This window comes from Pseudomonas sp. REST10 (genome assembly GCF_029542605.1).
GTDB lineage: Bacteria > Pseudomonadota > Gammaproteobacteria > Pseudomonadales > Pseudomonadaceae > Aquipseudomonas > Aquipseudomonas khazarica.
Genome location: NZ_CP035677.1, coordinates 1456626 through 1477334 on the forward strand (window position 1 = coordinate 1456626; position 20709 = coordinate 1477334).

Here is a 20709-nt window from a genome sequence, read left to right on the forward strand (position 1 = left end):
TGCAGTATCGAGAGCGCTGGCGGGATCAACATCGTCTCAATGGACTAGTGGCAGTTTCGCCAAGACCCGAGTCGACGCCTGACGTAGTCCACTTTGACGATGAGCAACGTCCGGCGGCGGCCGATCATCTGTCCAGGCCCGCGCAACTGCGCCCTACCAAGAGAGAGCCGACGGATGACTGGCATGCGAGACAAGACGCCTGTGGAACTCGAACTGATCGATCGTGCACGCAGCCTGGTGCCCAGGCTCAAGGCGCGTGCGGCCAAGGCCGAGCGTGACTTCAAGGTGCCGGTCGAGACCGTGATGGAGATGCAGGCGCTGGGTCTCTTTCGTGTGCTGCAGCCGAAGGCCTTCGGTGGTCACGAGGTCGATCCGCGCACCTTCTTCGAGATCCAGATGACGCTTGCCGAAGGCTGCATGTCCACTGCCTGGATCTATGGTGTGATCGGCGTGCACCCCTGGCAGCTGGCCCGCTATCCGGTGGAGGCGCAGCGTGACGTGTGGGAACAGGGTTGCGACACGCTGATTTCCTCGACCTACATGCCGGTGGCGAAGGTGACGCCGGTCGAGGGCGGCTATCGCATCAGCGGGCGCTGGGGCTTCTCCAGTGGCAGCGAGCACTGCAGCTGGTGCTTTCTGGGGGGCATCCTGCCGGCGGACGCTGACATGCCGGCCGAGCACGGTACGTTCCTGCTGCCCAGAAGCGACTACCGCATCGAGCACAACTGGGAGGTGCTGGGCCTGCGTGGCACGGGCAGCCATGACATCGTGGTCGAGGACGTGTTCGTCCCGGCGCATCGTGTCCAGCGCACCAACAACTCGACCCTGGAGGCCACGCCGGGGCGACGCCTCAACACCAGCCCGATCTACGCCATCCCCTTCGCCCAGGTCTTCGCCCGTGCGGTGTCCACGGCGGCCATCGGTGCGTTGCAGGGGGCGATCAACGAGTACTGCGCCAGTGCCGCGCAGCATGTCGGCAAGCATGGCGCCAGGACCGCCGAGGACCCGATGGCGCAGATCGCCGTGGCCGACGCGCTGAACACCGTGGACAGCCTCAAGCTGGTGCTGATGCGCAACTACGCGCAACTGCTGGCGCTGGCCGAGGCGGGCGAGTACCCGGATGTCGAGATGCGTCTGCAGTACCGCTATCAGTCCTCCTACGTCACCAACATCTGTGCCGAGAAGGTCAGCGAGCTGCTGCGCAACATGGCCGCCTCCGGGCTCTACGACAGCAATCCGGTGGCGCGCATCTTCCGCGACCTGCACCAGGCGCGCGGGCATATCGCCAACAACTACATGGCCTATGGCCGTAGCTACGGTGCGGTGCAGCTGGGGCTGCCCAATCCGGACCCCTTCGTGTGAGCAGCGGGCCTGGATCGCCAGGCCCGCTGCAAGACGGCAGCCGTGGTTGCCGGTGTTTCCCTTCGGCCAAGGCATCACAACAATGACCATTCACGAACAGCCACAGACCAGCTATGACGTCATCATCGTGGGTTCCGGGGCGGGGGCCATGACGGCAGCGGTGTTCGCCGCCGATCAGGGGCTCTCCGTGCTGGTCCTGGAGAAGAGCCAGCAGTTCGGCGGCACCTCGGCCATTTCCGGTGGCGGCATCTGGATTCCCAACAACCATCATTTCACTGCCAAGGGCGGTAACGACAGCCCGGACAAGGCCTGGACCTACCTCAAGGCCGCAGTAGGCGAGCGCGTCGCCGATAAGCGTCTGCGTACCTACCTGGAGCAGGCGCCGAAGATGCTGCGTGAACTGGAGGCCTGCAGTCACGTGCGCTATGCCGTGGCCGAGAAGTACCCCGATTACTACCCACATCTACCCGGTTCGCTGCCCGGCGGTCGCTCGCTGGACCCGGAGATCTTCGATGCCAGCGTGCTCGAAGAGGAATTCCACGACATGCGGCCGGCTTCGATCACCACCCTGCTGATGGGCAAGGTCTCATGGACCGCGCGTCAAGCGCACAGGGCCATGTCGCGCAGCTTCGGCTGGCGCCTGATGGTGCTGGGGTTGCTGCTGCGCTACAGGCTCGACTTCAAGTGGCGACGCAAGAGCGAGCTGGACCGGCGTACGGCGCTGGGCGGCTCGCTGGTGGCCTCGCTGCGACGCTCGCTGATGGATCGCGACGTGCCGCTGTGGCTCGGCTGCGACGTTCAGGACCTGCACGTCGAGGACGGCCGCGTCGTCGGCGTCAAGCTCATGCGTGACGGCCAGGAGCAGTTGATCGGCGCCCGTCTCGGGGTGATCCTCGCCAGCGGCGGCTTCGAACAGAACCAGGCACTGCGTGATCGCTATCTGCCGAAGCCGAGCCGCCGCGAGTGGAGCGCCACGCCGCCGGGCAACAACACCGGCTCCGCATTGCGGGCGGCGCAGGCGCAGGGGGCCGCGACCGACCTGATGGACTGGTGCTGGTGGACGCCGACGATCTCCGTGCCGGGCGAAGAGAAGGCGCGGCCGCTGTTCGTCGAGCGCGCGTTTCCTGGCGCTATCGTGGTCAACCAGCAGGGCCGGCGCTTCGTCAACGAGGCGGCGCCCTATCTGGAATTCGTCGATGCCATGTACCGCAACAACCGAGGCAAGGGCCCCGAGCAGCTGTCGGCCTGGGTGATCTTCGACGCACATTTTCGCTTCCACTACGCCATGGGCCCGTTGATGCCCGCGCAGATCATGCCGGACAGCCGCCTCCCGGCGCAGTGGCTCGACAACCTCTACTACAAGGCCGATACGCTGGAGCAGCTGGCCGCCCGGCTCGGCATGGATGCGGGCGTCCTGCAGGCCAGCGTCGAGCGGCTCAACGGTTTCGCCCAGGACGGCCACGACCGCGACTTCGGCCGTGGCGGCAATGTCTTCGATCGCTATTACGGTGATGTCAACGTCAAGCCCAACCCCTGCCTGGCGCCGCTGCGCAAGGCGCCGTTCTATGCCATGCGCATCGATGCCGGCGACATCGGGACCAAGGGCGGGCTGCTCACCAACGAGCATGCCCAGGTGCTGCATGAAAGCGGTCAGCCGATTGCCGGTCTGTATGCCATCGGCAACGCCTCGGCATCGGTGATGGGCACCACCTATCCGGGGGCTGGCGGCACACTGGGCCCGGCCATGACCTTCGCCTACATCGCCGCCCGCCACCTGGCCGCGCAGCAGGGGCAGGGGGTGGCGGCTGCGGGTCTGAGCGAAGGCACGAGATGAGTGAGCATCGAATGAGTAATTACAGGGTGCTGCGCGTGAAGCAGGTGGTCGAGGAAACGGCCGATGCCCGTTCCCTGGTATTCGATGTGCCGGCCGAGCTGGCTGAGCAATTCCGTTATCAGCCCGGACAGTTTCTGACCCTGCGCGTGCCGCATGACGAGGGCTGGCTGCCGCGCTGCTACTCGCTCTCGAGCACGCCGCTGGCCGACGAGCCGTTACGGGTGACCATCAAGCGTGTGGTCGACGGGCGGGCCTCGAACTGGCTGTGCGATGCGGTCGAGGCCGGCGACGAATTGCAGGTGATGGCCCCGGGTGGGGTCTTCGTGCCCCGTGACCTGAATGGCGATCTGCTGCTGTTCGGCGGCGGCAGCGGCGTCACGCCCCTGCTGTCGATCCTGCGCTCGGCGCTGCTGGTCGGCCAGGGGCGCATTCTGCTGATCTACGCCAACCGCGATCAGGATTCGGTGATCTTCCGGGATGTGCTCAAGGCGCTGGCCAGCGCTTATCCGTCGCGTCTGCAGGTGGTGCACTGGCTGGACTCGCTGCAGGGTATCCCGCAGGTCGAGCAACTCGCCGAACTGGCCCGTCCGCTGGCCCATGCCGAGGCGTTCATCTGCGGCCCCGGGCCGTTCATGGACGCCGCCAGCCATGCCTTGCAGCGGTTGCGCGTGCCCAGGGGACGTATCCACATCGAGCGCTTCGTATCCTTGCCCGGCGAGGGAGAGAGCCAGCCCTTGGCCCGCATCGACACGGTGGTCGCCGCGCAGGTGCGCGTGGCGCTCGACGGCGCGCACCACGAGCTGGACTGCCAGCGCGGCGAAACCCTGCTGCAGGCCATGGAGCGTGCCGGTCTCAAGCCGCCCAGTTCCTGTCGTGTCGGCGGCTGCGCCTCGTGCATGTGCACCCTGGAACAGGGCAGTGCACAGTTGCTGGTCAACGATGTGCTGGACGCCACCGAGCTGGCCGAGGGCTGGATCCTCTGCTGCCAGGCGGTGCCGACCAGCGATGTGCTGCATATCCGCTTTCCTGAATGATTCGCCAGCCGAGCCTGTTGCAATGACCCAGACCGTCACGATGCCGGCGCCTGAGGTGGCGTCTGCCAGCTCGATTCCGGCCATGCTGTTCGAGGCTGCACGTGTGCATGCCGGCCGTCCCGCCATCGAGGACGAGGGCGGGGTCATCGACTACGCCGATCTGCCGGGCCAGGTGCTGGAGGTATCGCGGGCCCTGATCGCCTGCGCTATCGAGCCAGGTGACAGGGTCGCCGTGTGGGCGCCGAACGGTCGTCAGTGGATCATCACCGCGTTGGGCATCCAGTGCGCGGGGGCGGTGCTGGTGCCGGTCAACACCCGCATGAAGGGCCCGGAGGCGGCCGATGTGCTTGAACGCAGCGGCGCGCGCATCCTGTTCGTTCAGGGGGAGTTCCTCGGTGTCGACTACCCGGCGCTGCTGGCGCCCTGTCGCCCGCTGGGGCTGGCGTGCCAGGTGGTCTTCGGCGGCCAGCCCCAGGCGCTGCCTGACACGCTGAGCTGGAGCGCGTTTCTCGCCAGCGGGCGCCACGTCGAGGAAAGCATCGCCCGGCAACGGGCTGAATTGCTGACTCCCGAGCACCTCAGCGACCTGTTGTTCACCTCCGGCACCACCGGCAAGCCCAAGGGCGTGATGAGTGCCCACGGCCAGGTCACCCGGGCCTTTCGCGAGTTCGGCAAGGTGCTGGGGCTGGTGCCGGGCGACCGTTATCTGATCGTCAATCCGTTCTTCCACGCCTTTGGCTACAAGGCCGGCTGGATGACCTGCCTGCTGGCCGGCGCGACCATCCTGCCCCACCCGGTGTTCGATGCCGAGGCGGTGTTCCGGCGCATCGCCGAGGAGCGCATCAGCGTGCTACCCGGCCCGCCGACCCTGTACCTGTCGATGCTGGCGCATCCGCAGCTGACGCAGACGGACCTGTCATCGCTGCGGGTGGCGGTGACCGGTGCCTCGGCCATCCCGGAGGTGCTGATCCAGCGCATGCGCGAGGAGCTGGGCTTTCGCGTGGTGACCACCGCCTATGGCCTGACCGAGTGCGGTGGCCTGGCCACCATCTGTGATCCGCAAGCCGATGCGCGGGTCATCGCCGGCACCAGCGGCCAGCCGATTGCCGGCACCGAGGTGAGCATTCGCGATGCCGGCAACCGTGCCGTCGCGGCCGGTGCCAGTGGGGAGATCTGCCTGCGTGGCTTCCATGTCATGCCGGGCTACTTCCAGAACCCCGAGGCGACCCGCGAAGCGATCGATGACGAGGGCTGGCTGCATACCGGCGACGTCGGCAGCCTGGACGAAGCCGGCAACCTGCGCATCACCGATCGGCTCAAGGACATGTTCATCGTGGGTGGGTTCAACTGCTACCCGGCGGAGATCGAGGCCGGCTTGCTGGAACACCCGGCGATCGCCCAGGTGGCGGTGATCGGTGTGCCGGACTCCCGGATGGGCGAGGTCGGCTGCGCCTGCGTCGTGCGGCGCGTCGGGGCGCAGCTGGACGAAGCGGAACTGATCGCCTGGAGCCGCGAGCGCATGGCCAACTACAAGGTGCCGCGCTTCGTGCATTTTCTCGACGCGCTACCGCTCAATCCATCGAACAAGGTGGACAAGAACCGGCTGCGCGCCGCCGTGGCGATGGGGTGATCATCGTCCGTTCAGACGACGAAGCCGTGCCGGCGAACGCCTAGAGTCAGGCCTGATCGCAAGGGGAGCTGCTCATGGATATCCGGACGGGCCTGAATTATCACGGCAAGGTGGTGCTGATCACGGGCGGGGCCAAGGGGGTCGGTGCGGGCATCAGTCGCAGCTTTCTCGCCGCCGGTGCGCAGGTGGTGGTGTGTGGCCGCAGTGCGCCGGAGCAGCTGCCGCAGGTCGAGGGCCGCAGTGCTCACTTCGTGGTCGCTGATGTGCGCGAGGTGGCGTCGCTGCAGCGTCTGTTCGCCCAGGTGCTTGGCGACTTCGGGCGCCTCGACGTGGTCGTCAACAATGCCGGTGGCAGCCCGCCTGCCGAGGCGGCCAGCGTTTCGCCACGCTTCAGCGAAAGCATCATCCGCCTGAACCTGATCGCCCCGCTGAATGTGGCGCAGCAGGCCAACGCGATCATGCAGGAGCAGGCCGAGGGCGGCGTGATCCTGTTCATCGGCAGCATCAGTGCGTTGCGCCCGTCGCCGCTGACTGCCGTCTACGGTGCGGCCAAGGCCGGCATCCTGTCGCTGGCGAGTTCCCTGGCCGTGGAGTGGGCGCCGAAGGTCCGCGTGGTCACGGTCAGTCCGGGCCTGGTACGCACCGAGCAGTCGCACCAGCACTATGGCGACGAGGCAGGCATCGCCGCCGTCAGCGCCACCATTCCGGCCGGGCGCCTGGCCAACCCCGAGGACATCGGTGCGGCCTGTGTCTATATCGCCTCGCCGCTGGCCAGCTATGCCAGTGGCTGCAACCTGCTGTTGCATGGCGGCGGTGAGCGCCCTGCGTTCCTGGCTGCCGCCAACGCCTGAGTCGCGAGCGCTTTAGTCCCGTCGGACGATGCCACCGGCGTGTGGCCATTCGAGCATGCAGGCCAGCGGGTCGCGCCTTTCGCTGCCCGTGTCTTTAACTCAGAAACGGGCAGGAGAACCCCCCCGATGTTGGCCAGCATCCCCGACGAAGTGGTCGCCGAGCTGCTCAAGGCCGCGCCGTCGAGCCCGCCGAGGCGTAGAGCTGTCCATTCAAGGTTGCAGCCGTTTGGCTCCCCTCTCCCATTCATGGGAGAGGGGCTGGGGGAGAGGGCTGAAAAGGCCGCAAAACTGCCGGTGTCCCCCTTCAAGGGGGCGAGGGGACTGATCGCGTCCGACCACTTCTCATGTGAACAGCATTACCGCCAAGGTGGGCTTGGTTCAGGCCTGCACGCGGGGCTCGCGTGGCATGCCCAGGGCGCGCTCGGCGATGATGTTGCGCTGGATCTCGTTGCTGCCGCCATAGATCGTGTCGGAGCGGGTGAACAGAAACAGCGACTGCAGGCGTGACAGGCCGTAAGGCGCCGTCTCGAGCAGTTCGGCCTGGTCGCCGAGCACGTCCATGGCCAGCTTGCCCAGTTCCAGGTGCCAGGTCGACCAGGCCAGCTTGTAGATCATCGCCTCGCGGCGCAGGCTGCCATCCCGGGGGCCGGAGAGCATGCGTAGCGAGTTGTAGCGCAGCACCTTGAGGCCTGCCCAGGCCTGGGCCAGGCGCTGACGAATCAGCGCGTCCCGGGCGGCGCCGTTGGCCTTGGCCAGGCGGATCACCTCGTCCAGTTCGTTCCGGAACAGCATCTGCTGGCCGAGGGTGGAAACGCCCCGTTCGAAGCCGAGCAGGGCCATGGCCACTTTCCAGCCGTCGCCGGGCTGGCCGATGATGTGTTCCGCTGCGCTGACGGCATCGGCGAAGAACACTTCGTTGAACTCGCTGGTGCCGGTGAGTTGCTGGATCGGCTGGACCTCGATGCCCGGTTGATCCATCGGCACCAGCAGGAAGCTCAGGCCGTGGTGGCCGACGCTGCCGGGTTCGGTGCGCGCCAGCACGAAGCACCATTGCGACTCATGGGCCAGCGAGGTCCACACCTTCTGCCCGTTGATCAGCCAGTTGCGACCCTCGGCGTCGAGCTGGGCGCGGGTCTTGACGCTCGCCAGGTCGGAGCCTGCGCTCGGCTCCGAGTAGCCCTGGCACCAGAATTCCTCGCCCTTGAGAATGCCGGGCAGGAAGCGCTGCTGTTGCGCGGGGCTACCCATGGCGATCAGCGTCGGGCCGATCAGGCCTTCGCCGATGTGGCCCATGCGGCCGGGGCCTCCGGCGCGGGCATACTCCTCATGGAAGATCACTTGCTGGCTGATCGACAGTTCGCGTCCGCCCAGGGCCCTGGGCCAGCCCAGGCCGATCCAGCCGCCCTTGGCCATTTCCCGCTCCCAGGCCTTGCGCTCTTTGGGATACGCGTGCTCGTCCCCCGGGCCACCGCGGAAGCGCAGGATGGCAAAGGGGCCTTGCAGATGCTCGTCGAGCCAGCTGGCAACCTCCGCGCGGAAGGCTTCATCCTCGGGGCTGAATCCGATTTTCATGGCTGTGACTCCAGGATCAGGGTGGCCAGGCGCTCGCGGTGCCAGCTGGGGTTGCCCAGCATCTGCTCGCTGGCGCGGGCGCGTTTGAAATACAGGTGAGGGTCATACTCCCAGGTGAAGCCGACCCCGCCGTGCAGCTGGATCGACTCGCCGGCGCTGCGCATGAAGGCCTCGCTGGCTTCGCTCTTGGCGATGGCCGCCGCTTCGCCGAGCTCGCCGGCGAGCCCGGCGTCGCCTTCCGCCGCCAGCGCCTCATGGGCCACGCAGGCGGCGTAGTAGGCCGCTGAACGGGCGTTCTCGATGGCCAGCATGAGATCGGCACAGCGATGCTTGATGGCCTGGAAACTGGCGATGGAACGGTTGAACTGCTTGCGCTCGGCGATGTAGGCGAGGGTCAGGTCCAGGCTCTGCTGGGCGCCACCGACCTGCTCGCAGGCCAGGGCGATGGCGCCGATCTGCAGCACCTTGTCCAGCAGTTCGGCGGCGTGGCCCACCGGGCTCAGGCACTGCTCGGCCCTGAGCGGCACGTCGTCGAGCTGGATGCGCGCCAGGCGGCGGGTCTGGTCCATCGTCGGCAGCGTCTCACGGCTGATGCCGGCCTGGTCGGCAGCAACGGCGAACAGGCTGAGGCGCTCATCGTCCAGCTGGCAGGCGATCAGCAGCAGATCGGCCTGCGCGCCATCCAGCACGGCGTCGTACTGGCCGCTGAGCCGCCAGCCGTCGTTTTGCGCGCGTGCCTGCGGTTGCCGGGCCTGGCGCCAGTCGCCGCGTGCGTGCTGGTAGGCGAGGGAGGCGCGCAGGCTGCCCGCTGCCAGCTCCGGCAACAGCTGTTCGCGCAGCGCTTCGTTGCTGCCCAGCAACAGGGCCGGAGTGGCCAGGCAGGCGCTGGAGAGGAACGGCGCGCAGAGCAGGTGACGGCCCATCTGTTCGAGCAGAATGGCCTGTTCGACAAAGCCCAGACCCAGGCCGCCGTACTGCTCCGGGACGATCAGCGCTGGCCAGTACAGCTCCTGGGCGATCTGGCGCCAGACCAGGGGGCAGAAGCCCTCCGCGCTGAGCATGGCCTGGCGCACGGCTGCTGAGGCGGACGCCTTGGCGAGAAAGCTGGCGGCGCTTTGCTGAATCATCAATTGCTCGTCGCTGAACGCGAAGTCCATTGCAGGCTCCTGGAGTCGACCTCTATCGCTCATGAGTCTGCCCGGGCGTCCGCGCCGGCGAATCCCCAAAAAGGACTAGCAGGCAAGGCATCGGCCTTAGTCTCAACGGACGATGAAGTGGCGCGGGGCGCTTCGCACAATGGCCCCTGTCATGCAACGACCACTTCAGGAGCAGGGACATGATCGAGATCCTCGGGCTGAGTTACTTCGTGGCTCAGGTCGGCAACTTGAGCGACTGGCGGCGCTACGCCGAGGATGTGCTCGGCATGCCGGTGAGCTCAGCGCCGCAAGGTGGCCTGTATGTGAAGATGGACGAGCGTCCGTTTCGCATGCTCATCGTCGAGGGCGACGAGCGCCGCTACCTGGCCTCGGGATGGGAGCTGGCCAGCGCCGCTGCCTTCGGCCATGCCCTGCAGGTGCTGGAGGCGCGCGCGGTGACCTATGTGCTGGGCAGTGCAGAGGAGATCGAGCAGCGCGGTGTGCAGGCACTGGCCGTGGTCATCGACCCGTCCGGCAATCGCCATGAGCTGTGCTGGGGACATCGCTCCGACTGCCAGCCGTTCGTTTCGCCGCAGGGGGTGCCGCGCTTCGTCACCGGCGACATGGGCCTGGGCCACACCGTGTTGCCCGCGCCGAACTTCGACGAAACCCTGGCGTTCGCCCGCGATGTGCTGGGCTTCCGGCTCTCCGACATCTTCAACTTCCGTCCGTCCCCCGATGCCCCGGCGGTGCGCATCCACTTCCTGCATTGCGCCAATGCGCGCCATCACAGCCTGGCGTTCGCCGAGTACCCGGTGGCCAGCGGTTGCGTGCACGCGATGGTCGAAGTGGACTCGATGACCGAGGTCGGTCGTGCCCATGACCGCATGCTGGCTCAGGGCACCCCGCTGTCGGCGACGCTGGGCCAGCACCTCAACGATCGCATGACCAGTTTCTACATGCAGACCCCGTCCGGCTTCGATCTGGAGTACGGCTTCGGTGGCCTGCAACTGGACTGGACGGCGCACAGCGTCCTCGAGTTCACCCGCGTCAGCATCTGGGGGCACGACTTCTCGGTCGGGCGCCAGCAGTAAGGAATCGACATGAACAAACAGCTGACAACCCGGCAGGCCGTGGCGCTGCTGCGCGATGGCATGACGGTCGGTTTTGGTGGCTGGGGGCCGCGGCGCAAGCCAATGAGCATCGTCCGCGAGATCCTGCGCTCTGACGTCAAGGACCTCACCGTGGTCGGCTACGGCGGCCCGGAGATGGGCATGCTGTGCGCCGCCGGCAAGGTGAGAAAGCTGGTCTTCGGCTTCGCCACCCTGGATGCCATTCCGCTCGAACCCTGGTTTCGCAAATGCCGCCAGAGCGGTCAGCTCAGGGAACTGATGGAACTGGACGAGGGCATGTTCCAGTGGGGCTTGCGTGCTGCCGGCATGCGCCTGCCGTTCCTGCCGACCCGTTGCGGGCTGGCCACCGATGTCACCCGCTTGAACCCGGAGATCAGGACCATCACCTCGCCCTACGCCGACGGCGAGGTGCTGCTGGCGATGCCGGCGCTGAACCTGGACATCAGCTTCCTGCATGTCAACGAAGCCGATCGCCTGGGCAACACCCTGACCACTGGCAACGACGCCTACTTCGACCACCTGATGGCCCGTGCCTCGGCGCACTGCGTGGTGTCCTGCGAGCGCCTCCGCGATCGCTTAGAGCTGACCGCCGAGCAGGCGCGCTTCAACCTGTTCGAGCGCTACCTGGTCACTGGTGTGGTGCATGCCCCCTTCGGTGCGCACCCGACCACCTGCGCCCCGGACTACGGCTGGGACCTGGTGCACATGAAGCGCTACGCCGAGTCGGCCGAGGGCGACAACGGCTGGGCCGCCTACATGGACGAGTTCGTGCACGTCAGCGAGGCCGATTACCAGGCCAGGAACGGTGGCGCCGAGCGCCTGTCCAGCCTTGCCCAACCGCAGTTCTGAGGAGAGCGCCATGAGTGTTGCCAAGGAGTTTTCTCTCGCTGAACTGCTGATCGTCGCGGCCAGCGAAGCTTGGCGCGGCAATGGCGAGGTGCTGGCCTCGGGGCTGGGCGTGCTGCCGCGCCTGGGCGCCAGTCTGGCCAAGCTGACCCACAGCCCGGAATTGCTGATGACGGACAGCGAGTGCTTTCTGGTCGAAGAGCCGATTCCGCTCGGCCCGCGTGGCGACCATGTGCCGAAGTACTCCGGTTACATGGGCTTCGAGCGGGTCTTCGAGTGTGTCTGGGGTGGGCGGCGTCACGCCATGATCGGCCCGACCCAGGTCGACCGCTTCGGCCAGAGCAACCTGTCCGTCGTCGGCCCCGACTATCACCAGCCGAAGATCGCCATGCTCGGTGTGCGCGGCCTGCCGGGCAACAGCATCAACCACCGCAACTCCTTCTTCCTGCCCAGCCACTCGCTGCGTGCCCTGGTGCACGAGGTGGACATGGTCTCCGGCGTCGGCCTCGACCCCGCGCGCTGGCAGCCGGGCATGAATCGCACGCTGATGGCGCTCGGTATCGTCCTCAGCGACCTGTGCGTGATGGATTTCAACGGCCCGGACAACGCCGCGCAGGTCTTGAGCCTGCATCCGGGCGTGAGCTTCGAGCAGGTCCAGGAAAACACCGGCTTCCCGTTGCGCGAGGCGCCGAACATGGGCGAGACCCCGCACCCGACGGAAGAGCAGCTGGCGCTGATCCGTCGCCTCGACCCGCACGACTTGCGCAGCAAGCAGCTCAAGGGCAATCCGCCGGGCATTCGCCAGGCCCGATCGGGAGCAGCAGATGAGTGAATTTATCGAGCGGGTGGATGGCAGCGTCTACGAGACCGACAGCCCGGTGAGCTATGCCGTGGCCGATGGTATCGCCAGCGTGAGCATGAACCGCAGCACCTTCGGCAATGCGCAGAACTCGCAGATGACCTACGCCCTGGACGAGGCCTTCAAGCGCGCGGTCAATGACGACGCGGTCAAGGTCATCGTCCTGCGCGGCGAGGGCAAGCACTTCTCCGCCGGGCACGATATCGGCACGCCGGGGCGCGACATCAACAAGGTGTTCGAGCGCACCCAGCTGCTCTGGGACCACAGCAACAAGCCCGGTGGCGAGTTCCTCTACGTGCGCGAGCAGGAGGTCTACCTGGGCATGTGCCGGCGCTGGCGGGAGCTGCCCAAGCCGACCATCGCCATGGTCCAGGGCGCCTGCGTCGCCGGTGGGCTGATGCTGGCCTGGGTCTGTGACCTGATCGTGGCCAGCGACGACGCCTTCTTCCAGGACCCGGTGGTGCGGATGGGCATTCCGGGTGTGGAGTACTTCGCGCATCCCTACGAGATGAACCCGCGCATCGCCAAGGAATTTCTCATGACCGGCGATCGCATGTCGGCAGGCCGTGCCTACGACGTGGGCATGGTCAACCGGGTGGTGTCGCGTGCCGAGTTGGAGGCCACCACCTACGAGCTGGCGGGCCGGATCGCCAGGCAGCCGCGCATGGGCCTGGCATTGACCAAGCAGGCGATCAACCACGTCGAGGACCTGGCCGGCAAGCGCACGGCCATGGACGCGGTGTTCGCCTGGCACCACTTCGCCCACACCCACAACGAGCTGGTGTCTGGCGACAAGCTGGGCGGCTATGACGCCAGGGCCATGGTTGCGGCGAACAGGAAGTCCGCAGGAGAGGCCGGATGAGCGCCTGGCTGCAGAGCGAACTGACCCGGCGTCTGGGCTGCCGTTACCCGGTGGTGCAGACAGCCATGGGCTGGGTGGCCGATGCCAACCTGGTGATCGGTACCACGCGTGCCGGTGGCTTCGGCTTTCTCGCCGCGGCCACGCTGAACACGGCGCAGACCCGCAGCGAGATCGAACGGGTCATCGCCGCCACCGGCAGCCGCAATTTCGGCCTGAACTTCCACATGTTCCAGGAGAACGCCGCCGACTGCGTGGACCTGGCCATCGACTTCGGCCTCAAGGCGGTCAGCTATGGCCGCGGCCCGGATGCCGGCACCGTGCAGCGCTTCAAGGATGCCGGAATACTCTGCATCCCCACTGTCGGTGCGGCCAAGCATGCGATCAAGGCGGTGCAGATGGGCGCCGACCTGATCACCGTCCAGGGCGGCGAGGGCGGCGGCCACACCGGTGGCGTGCCCAGCTCCATCCTGCTGCCGCAGGTGCTCGACGCGGTCGACGTGCCGGTGATCGCCGCCGGGGGCTTTGCCACCGGACGTGGCCTGGCCGCGGCATTGGCTGCCGGTGCCTGCGGCATCGCCATGGGCACGCGTTTTCTCATGAGCCGGGAGTCACCGACACCGGCCAGTACCCTGGAGCGCTACCTCAGGGTCAAGGATCCACAGCAGGTTCGCGTGACCCTGGCCGTCGACGGCATGCGCCACCGCATGATCGACAACGCGTTCATCAATCGCCTGGAGAACGCCAGCGGCCTGGGCCGCCTGCTGATCGCCCTGCGCAGTGCCTGGAGCTGGAAGCAGCAGACCGGCATGAGCGGCGCGCACATGCTCGCGGTGCTGCTCAAGGTGCTCAGGGAGGAGCCGGAGGCGCTGGCGCAGGCCGTCATGGCAGCCAACCAGCCGGTGCTGCTGAAACGCTCCATGCAGGACGGCCGGCCGGACGAGGGCATCCTGCCCTCTGGCCAGGTGGCGGCGGCCATCGACCAGCTGGCCAGCTGCGAAACCATCATTTCCGAGATCGTCGCGCAGGCCGAGGCCTGCCTCGCCGAGCTGTACCAGCGCCACGCCCCGCCCACGCTCGAACGTGCAGGAGTCCACCAATGAGCAATGCCTTTACCACCCGCGTCGACAAGGGCGTGGCCGAACTGGTCATCGACAAACCACCGGTCAATGCGCTGGACAGCCACGAGTGGCAGGCGCTGGCCGATACCCTCAACATCCTCGGCGCCGACTCGCAGATCCGCGTCATCGTCCTGCGCGCCGAAGGCCGTGGCTTCTGCGCCGGTGTCGATATCAAGGAGCTGGAGCAGCATCCGGAGCTGATCGTCGAGGTCAACCGCGGCAACTACGAGACCTTCAAGGCCGTGCACCGCTGTCCGGTGCCGGTGATCGTCGCGGTGCATGGTTTCGTCCTTGGCGGTGGCATCGGCATTACCGGCGCGGCCGACATCGTCGTGGCCTCCGAGTGTGCCAGCTTCGCCCTGCCCGAGGTCGATCGCGGTGCGATGGGCGGCGGGGCTCACCTGCAGCGCCTGTTCCCGGTCCAGAAGGTGCGCTACCTGTTCTTCACCGGCGACAGGATCGGTGCGCGCGAGGCCGAACGCTACGGCTTCATCGAACGCGTGGTGCCGCGTGAGCGCTTGCGCGACGCAGCCATGGAAATCGCCGCGAGGATCGCCGCCAAGAGCCCGTCGATGATCCGCATCGCCAAGGAAGCCCTCAACGGTATCGAGGACGGCAACCTGGAAGACAAGTACCGCTGGGAGCAGGGCTTCACCCTGCAGGCCTACAGCGAGGCCGACTCGGCAGAAACCCGCCGCGCCTTCGTCGAAAAACGCCAAGCAAAGTTCTGAGGCATTCCATGGACCTGATCTACAGCCCCAAGCAAAAGGCCTTTCGCGCCGAAGTGCGCGACTGGCTCGCCGCCAACCTGCCCGAGCAGAAGCTGCTCAGCTACGACACCCGCGAAGGCTTCGAACAGCACCGCGCCTGGGAAGGCAAGCTGTTCGAGGCGCGCTATTCGATGGTCATGTGGCCCGAGCACCTGGGGGGGCGCGGTTGCGACCTGATCGAGTGGCTGATCTTCGAGGAAGAGTATTACGGTGCCGGTGCGCCGATGCGCGTCAACATCAACGGCCAGCTGCTGCTGGGGCCGACCCTGATGGAGTTCGGCAGCGACGAGCAGAAGCGTGACTTCCTGCCGCGTACCGCCTCCAGCGAGATCATGTGGGCTCAGGCCTGGTCCGAGCCGAACGCCGGCTCCGATATGGCCGCGATCAGCGCCAGGGCGATCCGTGACGGCGACCACTACGTGCTCAACGGCCAGAAGACCTGGTCCACCCGGGCCAGCTTCGCCGACATGGCCTTCGGCCTGTTTCGCAGCGATCCCGCGTCCAGCCGTCACCATGGCCTGAGTTTCCTGATGGTGCCGCTGGATGCTCGCGGTGTGTGCATTCGCCCGATCAAGGCCCTGGATGGCCAGGATGCCTTCGCCGAGATCTTCTTCGATGACGTGCGTGTGCCTGTGGTCAATCGCATCGGCGACGAGGGCGAAGGCTGGCATGTGGCGATGGCCACGGCCGGCTTCGAGCGCGGCCTGCTGCTGCGCTCGCCGGCGCGCTTCCAGTCCAGCGCCAGGCGCCTGGTCGAGCTGTACCGCCGCAACAAGGCGCTGGCCGACCGTGACCCGAGCATTCGCGATGCGGTGGCGCGGGCCTGGATGGGCGCCGAGGCCTACTGCCTGGGTGCCTACCACACCGTGGGGCGGCTGAGCCGGGGCGAGAAGATCGGCGCCGAATCCAGCATCAACAAGATCGTCTGGTCCGAGCTGGACCTGCTGATCAACGAGACCGCCATGCGCATCCTCGGTGCCCGTGGCGAGTTGCGCGGCGGCGCGCCGCTGCTGAGCGCCGACGAGGGCGGCTGGCTGGAGGGCTTCCTGTTCGCCCAGGCCGGTCCGATCTATGCCGGCACCAACGAGATCCAGCGCAACATCATCGCCGAGCGCATGCTCGGCCTGCCGAAGTGAGGAGCGGGCGATGAACTTCACCTTTACCGAAGATCAACTGGCGTTTCGCGGCGCCATCAGCCGCTTTCTGATGACCGAGGCGGCGCCGGAGATGCTCCGTGAAATCTGGGAAACCGATGCAGGCCGCAGCCCGGATCTGCGCAGCAAGATTGCCGAACAGGGCCTGACCGCGCTGTCCGTGCCGGAAGCCTGCGGTGGCCTGGGCATGGATGACATGGCCTGGGCGTTGATGACCCAGGAGCTTGGCTACTACGCCATTCCGGATTCACTGGGCGATACCGCCTACCTCGCTGCGGGCCTGCTCAGCGGCCTGCCGGCCAGCGGGCAGAGCGATCACTGGCTGGCGCAGATCGCCGCGGGGAGTATCCGCGTGGCCGTCGGCCACCCGGTCAACCCCTGGGTGGCCGACGCGCACATGGCCGACCTGCTGCTGCTGGCGCATGACAACGAAGTCCATGCCCTGCGCCCTGATCAGGTGGAGTTGCAGGCCAATCGCAGCATCGATGTCTCGCGTCGCCTGTACGACGTGAAGTGGACGCCAAGCGCCGAGACGCGCATCGCCGGTGCCGGCGTGGGCGCTGTACTGTGGGCGCAGACCCTGAACCGGGGCGCACTGTCGGTGGCCGGGCAACTGGTGGGGCTGGCGCAGCGCATGCTTGATCTGTCGGTCGACTACGTGTCCCAGCGCAAGCAGTTCGGCAAGCCGATCGGCAGCTTCCAGGCGGTCAAGCACCAGCTGGCCGACGTGGCGGCCCGGATCGAGTTCGCCAAGCCGGTGCTGTACCGCGCCGCCCATGCCCTGGCCAGGGACGAGGCGGATGTCGACGTGCGCATCTCCCACGCCCGCCTGACCTGCTGCGAGGCCAGCTGGATGGCGGCGCGGCACGGCATTCAGGTGCACGGCGCCATGGGGTACACCTGGGAAGTGGACCTGCAGATGTTCATGAAGCGTGCCTGGGCACTGGACAACGCCTGGGGCGACCGAGCCCTGCACAAGACCCGCGTCGACCAGCACCTGCTCGGCGCGGCATTGCTGCCGGGCAGCACCTTCGAGGAGTGAGTCATGACCCAGGCCTATATCGTCGATGCGTTGCGCACGCCCACCGGCAAGCGCAAGGGCAGTCTGGCTCATGTGCACGCCATCGATCTCGGCGCCCATGTGCTCAAGGCGCTGGTCGAGCGCAATGCCATTCCAGCCGATGAATACGATGATGTGATCTTCGGCTGCGTCGACACCATCGGTGCGCAGGCTGCCAATATCGCGCGCACCAGCTGGCTGGCCGCCGGCCTGCCGCTGTGTGTGCCTGGTACCACGGTGGATCGCCAGTGCGGCTCATCGCAGCAGGCCTTGCACTTCGCTGCGCAGGCCGTGATGAGCGGCACTCAGGACGTCGTCGCGGTCGGAGGCGTGCAGACCATGACCCGGATCCCGATCTCCTCGGCCATGCTCGCCGGCCAGCCGCTGGGCTTCCCTGACCCGTTCTCCGGCAGCGCCGGCTGGCGTGCCCGCTTCGCCGATCAGCCGGTCAGCCAGTTCTACGCTGCCCAGCGCATCGCCGATCACTGGCAGATCAGCCGCGCCGACATGGAAGGCTTCGCGCTGGAAAGCCACCGCCGTGCCCTGGCGGCCATCGAGGCCGGTCATTTCGCGCGCGAGGTGCTGGCCTGCGAAGGCCTGAGCCAGGACGAGACGCCGCGTGTCACCACGCTGGAAAAGATGGCCAGCCTGGAACCGGTCGATCCGCGCTTCCCGAGCATCACGGCGGCGGTATCCAGCCAGACCTGCGATGCGGCGGCCGCCTTGCTGGTGGTCTCGGATGCCGCGCTCGAGCGCTATGGCCTGACACCTCGGGCGCGCATTCACCACCTCAGCGTGCGCGGTGACGATCCGATCTGGCACCTGACGGCGCCGATCGAGGCGACCCGCCACGCGCTGAAGAAGGCTGGCATGCGTATGGCCGAGATCGACCTGGTGGAAATCAACGAGGCCTTCGCCTCGGTGGTCATGGCCTGGGCCAAGGAGCTGGACTTCGACCCCGCCAGGACCAACGTCAATGGCGGCGGCATCGCGCTGGGGCATCCGCTCGGCGCCACGGGCGCGCGGCTGATGACCACGCTGCTGCACGAACTGGAGCGCAGCGGTGGTCGTTACGGCCTGCAGGCGATGTGCGAAGGCGGCGGGCTGGCCAACGTGACGATCATCGAACGCCTGTAAGGGCTTCTGGCAGAACCTGCCGCGACGAATCCGGGAGAATTGAAGATGGGAATCCTGAACGGCCGGGTGGCCATCATCACCGGCGCAGGCGCTGGCCTGGGCGCCGCCCATGCACGGGTGTTCGCTGGCGAGGGTGCCTGCGTGGTGGTCAACGACATCAACCTGGCCGCAGCGCGGGCGGTGGTCGCGGAGATCATCGCCGCCGGTGGCAAGGCGGTGGCCAACGCCTCCGACATCACCCACTACGGCGACAGTGAAAACGCCGTGAAGCAGGCCATCGACTGCTTCGGCGATCTGCACGTGGTGGTCAACAACGCCGGCATCAACCGCGACCGCATGTTCGCCTCGATGACCGAGGCCGAGTGGGACGCGATCATGAGCGTGCACCTCAAGGGGCACTTCTGCATCAGTGCGCACGCCGTGCACTACTGGCGCGACCTGTCCAAGGCCGGCAAGGCGGTCAACGCACGCATCATCAACACCACCTCCGGTGCCGGTCTGCAGGGTTCCATCGGCCAGTCCAACTACGCTGCGGCCAAGGCCGGTATCGCCGCGCTGACGCTCAACCAGGCGGCCGAGCTGGGACGCTATGGCATCACGGCCAACGCCGTGGCACCGGCTGCACGTACCGGCATGACCAGCGCCGTCGAATCCATGGCCGCGCGCATGGCCGCGCCGACGGATGGCAGCTTCGATTACTGGGCACCGGAGAACGTGTCCAGCCTGCTGGCCTGGCTGGCCCATGAGGCGGCCGCGCATGTCACCGGTCGTGTGTTCGAGTCCGAAGGCGGGCGGATTTCCATCGCCGACGGCTGGCGCAGCACCGCCGGGGTGGACAAGGGCGCGCGCTGGGCTCCTGCGGAGATCGGCCAGGCCATGGCCCAGCTGCTGGCGCTCGAGGTGCCGGCGCAGAAGGTCTACGGCAGCTGAGCCGGCCGCCCTCGAACCTTCGCAAGACCGTCTCGAGGGCTGTTCGCAAGGCCTCGTTTCCCGCTGGCGTACCGTCCGTTTTGACGATGCGCGGGGCAAGGCGGGGCCGTTAAATCTGCTCGCATGTCGTCTACTGCCGAGGTCTTGCCGTGAAACACGCTCCCCCCTACGTTCCGGGCCACCAGCTGCTGGCTGGCAAGTCGGTGCTGATCACCGCAGCGGCTGGCGCCGGCATCGGCTATGCCGCCGCCAGGCGCTGCGCCGAGGAAGGCTGCCGTGCCCTGATGATTTCCGATATCCATCCGCGTCGCCTGGAAGATGCGGTCGTGCGCCTCAAGGCGGAGACCGGTCTGCAGGCCATCCATGGGCAGCTGTGCAATGTGGCGGTGGAGGACGAGGTGCAGGCCCTGGTGAGCGCTGCCGAGCAGGCCCTGGACGGTGTCGATGTACTGATCAACAACGCCGGTCTCGGCGGGCAGAAACGGCTCAGCGCAATGAGCGATGACGACTGGCTGCGCGTGATCGACGTGACCCTCAACGGGACCTTCCGCATGACCCGCGCGATGCTGCCGCACATGGAGAAACGCGGCGCTGGCGCCATCATCAACAACGCCTCGGTACTTGGCTGGCGGGCGCAGAAGGAGCAGGCCCACTATGCCGCCGCCAAGGCCGGGGTGATGGCGCTGACCCGCTGCAGCGCGGTCGAAGCCGCCGAGCACGGCGTGCGTATCAATGCCGTGGCGCCGTCCATCGCCCTGCATGACTTCCTCAAGAAAGCCTCCAGCCAGGAGCTGTTGGAACAACTGGCCAGCCGTGAGGCTTTCGGCCGTGCGGCGGAGGTCTGGGAAGTCGCCAACGTGATGATCTTTCTGGCCAGTGACTACGCCTCGTACCTGGTGGGCGAAGTGCTTTCGGTCAGTTCGCAGCACGCCTGAGGAGGCGCGGATGAGCAAGGTATTCAAGAGTGCGGAGCAGATGCTGGGCGCTGTCGGGATGCAGTTGGGCCACAGCGAGTGGATCACCGTCACCCAGGAGCGGATCGACCTGTTCGCCGAGGCCACCGGTGATCACCAGTGGATTCATGTGGATCCGCAGCGCGCCGCCGAGGGCCCGTTCGGTGCCTGTATCGCGCATGGCTACCTGACCCTGTCGCTGGCCAACCTGTTCATGCCGCAGCTGATGTGCATCGAGAACCTGGCGATGGGGGTGAACTACGGCAGCGAGCGCACGCGCTTTCCCGCAGCGGTCAGGGTCGGCGCGCGGGTGCGCGGGCGTGGCGAGGTGCTGGGGGCCGAGCGGGTTGGCGCCGCCGTGCAGTTCCTGGTGCGCATCACCGTCGAGATCGAGGGCAGCGAGCGCCCGGGCTGTGTGGTCGACACCCTCAGCCGCTACACCTTCAACCCCATTCCCGAGTGAGAGCC

The 20709-nt window shown here is 67.0% G+C and carries 19 protein-coding genes; 17 read left to right on the forward strand and 2 right to left on the reverse strand.

Annotated features, from left to right (window positions below; translation table 11 throughout):
* Window positions 1-174: 174 nt before the first annotated feature.
* From EWH21_RS06745 to EWH21_RS06765, 5 genes are all read left to right on the forward strand, one after another.
* The gene (locus EWH21_RS06745; protein ID WP_277700105.1) at window positions 175-1362 is read left to right on the forward strand and encodes an acyl-CoA dehydrogenase family protein; all 1188 of its coding nucleotides are present in this window, start codon (window positions 175-177) and stop codon (window positions 1360-1362) included.
* 82 nt (window positions 1363-1444) lie between these two features.
* Window positions 1445-3196 (forward strand): FAD-dependent oxidoreductase, encoded by a 1752-nt coding sequence (locus EWH21_RS06750; RefSeq protein ID WP_277700106.1) that lies wholly within the window; start codon window positions 1445-1447, stop codon window positions 3194-3196.
* Between the two features lie 11 nt (window positions 3197-3207).
* Entirely contained in the window at window positions 3208-4230 is a 1023-nt protein-coding gene (locus EWH21_RS06755) for a ferredoxin--NADP reductase (RefSeq protein ID WP_277700107.1), read from the forward strand.
* 22 nt (window positions 4231-4252) lie between these two features.
* Complete coding sequence (locus tag EWH21_RS06760) at window positions 4253-5860, forward strand: FadD3 family acyl-CoA ligase (RefSeq protein WP_277700108.1); 1608 nt, start codon at window positions 4253-4255, stop codon at window positions 5858-5860.
* A gap of 74 nt (window positions 5861-5934) precedes the next feature.
* Window positions 5935-6711, forward strand: coding sequence for an SDR family oxidoreductase (locus tag EWH21_RS06765; protein ID WP_277700109.1), 777 nt, complete (start codon window positions 5935-5937; stop codon window positions 6709-6711).
* A 378-nt stretch (window positions 6712-7089) separates the two neighbouring features.
* On the opposite strand, the gene EWH21_RS06770 is transcribed toward EWH21_RS06765, so the two are convergent.
* Window positions 7090-8283, reverse strand: a complete 1194-nt coding sequence (locus EWH21_RS06770) for an acyl-CoA dehydrogenase family protein (protein ID WP_277700110.1) — start codon at window positions 8281-8283, stop codon at window positions 7090-7092.
* Window positions 8280-9440 carry an acyl-CoA dehydrogenase family protein gene (locus tag EWH21_RS06775; RefSeq protein ID WP_277700111.1) on the reverse strand — a complete coding sequence of 387 codons (1161 nt, stop codon included), beginning with the start codon at window positions 9438-9440 and terminating at the stop codon, window positions 8280-8282. Before EWH21_RS06775 ends, EWH21_RS06770 begins: the two co-directional genes overlap by 4 nt.
* A gap of 179 nt (window positions 9441-9619) precedes the next feature.
* Between EWH21_RS06775 and EWH21_RS06780 the strand changes: the two genes are divergently transcribed.
* The 12 genes from EWH21_RS06780 to EWH21_RS06835 all read left to right on the forward strand — a co-directional run bounded on the left by EWH21_RS06780 (window position 9620) and on the right by EWH21_RS06835 (window position 20704).
* Window positions 9620-10513: a VOC family protein gene (locus EWH21_RS06780; protein ID WP_277700112.1), complete on the forward strand. Its 894-nt coding sequence runs from the start codon at window positions 9620-9622 to the stop codon at window positions 10511-10513.
* Between the two features lie 9 nt (window positions 10514-10522).
* A complete protein-coding gene (locus EWH21_RS06785) occupies window positions 10523-11401 on the forward strand; it encodes a CoA-transferase (RefSeq protein ID WP_277700113.1) in 879 nt (292 codons plus the stop codon).
* Between the two features lie 10 nt (window positions 11402-11411).
* Window positions 11412-12230, forward strand: coding sequence for a ketoacid CoA transferase (locus EWH21_RS06790; protein WP_277700114.1), 819 nt, complete (start codon window positions 11412-11414; stop codon window positions 12228-12230).
* Window positions 12223-13119, forward strand: a complete 897-nt coding sequence (locus EWH21_RS06795; protein ID WP_277700115.1) for an enoyl-CoA hydratase — start codon at window positions 12223-12225, stop codon at window positions 13117-13119. The genes EWH21_RS06790 and EWH21_RS06795 overlap by 8 nt, the downstream gene beginning before the upstream one ends.
* Window positions 13116-14219, forward strand: a complete 1104-nt coding sequence (locus EWH21_RS06800; RefSeq protein ID WP_277700116.1) for a nitronate monooxygenase — start codon at window positions 13116-13118, stop codon at window positions 14217-14219. Before EWH21_RS06795 ends, EWH21_RS06800 begins: the two co-directional genes overlap by 4 nt.
* Complete coding sequence (locus EWH21_RS06805; protein WP_277700117.1) at window positions 14216-14968, forward strand: enoyl-CoA hydratase family protein; 753 nt, start codon at window positions 14216-14218, stop codon at window positions 14966-14968. Before EWH21_RS06800 ends, EWH21_RS06805 begins: the two co-directional genes overlap by 4 nt.
* Window positions 14969-14976: 8 nt before the next feature.
* Window positions 14977-16143 carry an acyl-CoA dehydrogenase family protein gene (locus EWH21_RS06810; protein ID WP_277700118.1) on the forward strand — a complete coding sequence of 389 codons (1167 nt, stop codon included), beginning with the start codon at window positions 14977-14979 and terminating at the stop codon, window positions 16141-16143.
* A 10-nt stretch (window positions 16144-16153) separates the two neighbouring features.
* Window positions 16154-17203 carry an acyl-CoA dehydrogenase family protein gene (locus EWH21_RS06815; RefSeq protein WP_277700119.1) on the forward strand — a complete coding sequence of 350 codons (1050 nt, stop codon included), beginning with the start codon at window positions 16154-16156 and terminating at the stop codon, window positions 17201-17203.
* Window positions 17204-17206: 3 nt separating this feature from the next.
* Window positions 17207-18358 (forward strand): acetyl-CoA C-acetyltransferase, encoded by a 1152-nt coding sequence (locus EWH21_RS06820; RefSeq protein WP_277700120.1) that lies wholly within the window; start codon window positions 17207-17209, stop codon window positions 18356-18358.
* Between the two features lie 45 nt (window positions 18359-18403).
* Window positions 18404-19288 carry an SDR family oxidoreductase gene (locus EWH21_RS06825; protein WP_152488075.1) on the forward strand — a complete coding sequence of 295 codons (885 nt, stop codon included), beginning with the start codon at window positions 18404-18406 and terminating at the stop codon, window positions 19286-19288.
* A gap of 149 nt (window positions 19289-19437) precedes the next feature.
* The gene (locus tag EWH21_RS06830; RefSeq protein ID WP_277700121.1) at window positions 19438-20223 is read left to right on the forward strand and encodes an SDR family oxidoreductase; all 786 of its coding nucleotides are present in this window, start codon (window positions 19438-19440) and stop codon (window positions 20221-20223) included.
* A 10-nt stretch (window positions 20224-20233) separates the two neighbouring features.
* On the forward strand, window positions 20234-20704 hold the full coding sequence (locus tag EWH21_RS06835) for a MaoC family dehydratase (RefSeq protein WP_277700122.1): 471 nt from the start codon (window positions 20234-20236) through the stop codon (window positions 20702-20704).
* The last annotated feature ends 5 nt before the right edge of the window (window positions 20705-20709 follow it).

Excerpts from the sequence above, each read along its gene's own strand:
- EWH21_RS06795 (WP_277700115.1), top strand. The coding sequence starts at position 12,223 with ATGAGTGAATTTATCGAGCGGGTGGATGGCAGCGTCTACGAGACCGAC.
- EWH21_RS06765 (WP_277700109.1), top strand. The coding sequence starts at position 5,935 with ATGGATATCCGGACGGGCCTGAATTATCACGGCAAGGTGGTGCTGATC.
- EWH21_RS06825 (WP_152488075.1), top strand. The coding sequence starts at position 18,404 with ATGGGAATCCTGAACGGCCGGGTGGCCATCATCACCGGCGCAGGCGCT.
- EWH21_RS06820 (WP_277700120.1), top strand. The coding sequence starts at position 17,207 with ATGACCCAGGCCTATATCGTCGATGCGTTGCGCACGCCCACCGGCAAG.
- EWH21_RS06770 (WP_277700110.1), bottom strand. The coding sequence starts at position 8,283 with ATGAAAATCGGATTCAGCCCCGAGGATGAAGCCTTCCGCGCGGAGGTT.
- EWH21_RS06780 (WP_277700112.1), top strand. The coding sequence starts at position 9,620 with ATGATCGAGATCCTCGGGCTGAGTTACTTCGTGGCTCAGGTCGGCAAC.
- EWH21_RS06760 (WP_277700108.1), top strand. The coding sequence starts at position 4,253 with ATGACCCAGACCGTCACGATGCCGGCGCCTGAGGTGGCGTCTGCCAGC.
- EWH21_RS06745 (WP_277700105.1), top strand. The coding sequence starts at position 175 with ATGACTGGCATGCGAGACAAGACGCCTGTGGAACTCGAACTGATCGAT.
- EWH21_RS06810 (WP_277700118.1), top strand. The coding sequence starts at position 14,977 with ATGGACCTGATCTACAGCCCCAAGCAAAAGGCCTTTCGCGCCGAAGTG.
- EWH21_RS06800 (WP_277700116.1), top strand. The coding sequence starts at position 13,116 with ATGAGCGCCTGGCTGCAGAGCGAACTGACCCGGCGTCTGGGCTGCCGT.
- EWH21_RS06835 (WP_277700122.1), top strand. The coding sequence starts at position 20,234 with ATGAGCAAGGTATTCAAGAGTGCGGAGCAGATGCTGGGCGCTGTCGGG.
- EWH21_RS06790 (WP_277700114.1), top strand. The coding sequence starts at position 11,412 with ATGAGTGTTGCCAAGGAGTTTTCTCTCGCTGAACTGCTGATCGTCGCG.
- EWH21_RS06775 (WP_277700111.1), bottom strand. The coding sequence starts at position 9,440 with ATGGACTTCGCGTTCAGCGACGAGCAATTGATGATTCAGCAAAGCGCC.
- EWH21_RS06755 (WP_277700107.1), top strand. The coding sequence starts at position 3,208 with ATGAGTAATTACAGGGTGCTGCGCGTGAAGCAGGTGGTCGAGGAAACG.
- EWH21_RS06805 (WP_277700117.1), top strand. The coding sequence starts at position 14,216 with ATGAGCAATGCCTTTACCACCCGCGTCGACAAGGGCGTGGCCGAACTG.
- EWH21_RS06750 (WP_277700106.1), top strand. The coding sequence starts at position 1,445 with ATGACCATTCACGAACAGCCACAGACCAGCTATGACGTCATCATCGTG.
- EWH21_RS06815 (WP_277700119.1), top strand. The coding sequence starts at position 16,154 with ATGAACTTCACCTTTACCGAAGATCAACTGGCGTTTCGCGGCGCCATC.
- EWH21_RS06785 (WP_277700113.1), top strand. The coding sequence starts at position 10,523 with ATGAACAAACAGCTGACAACCCGGCAGGCCGTGGCGCTGCTGCGCGAT.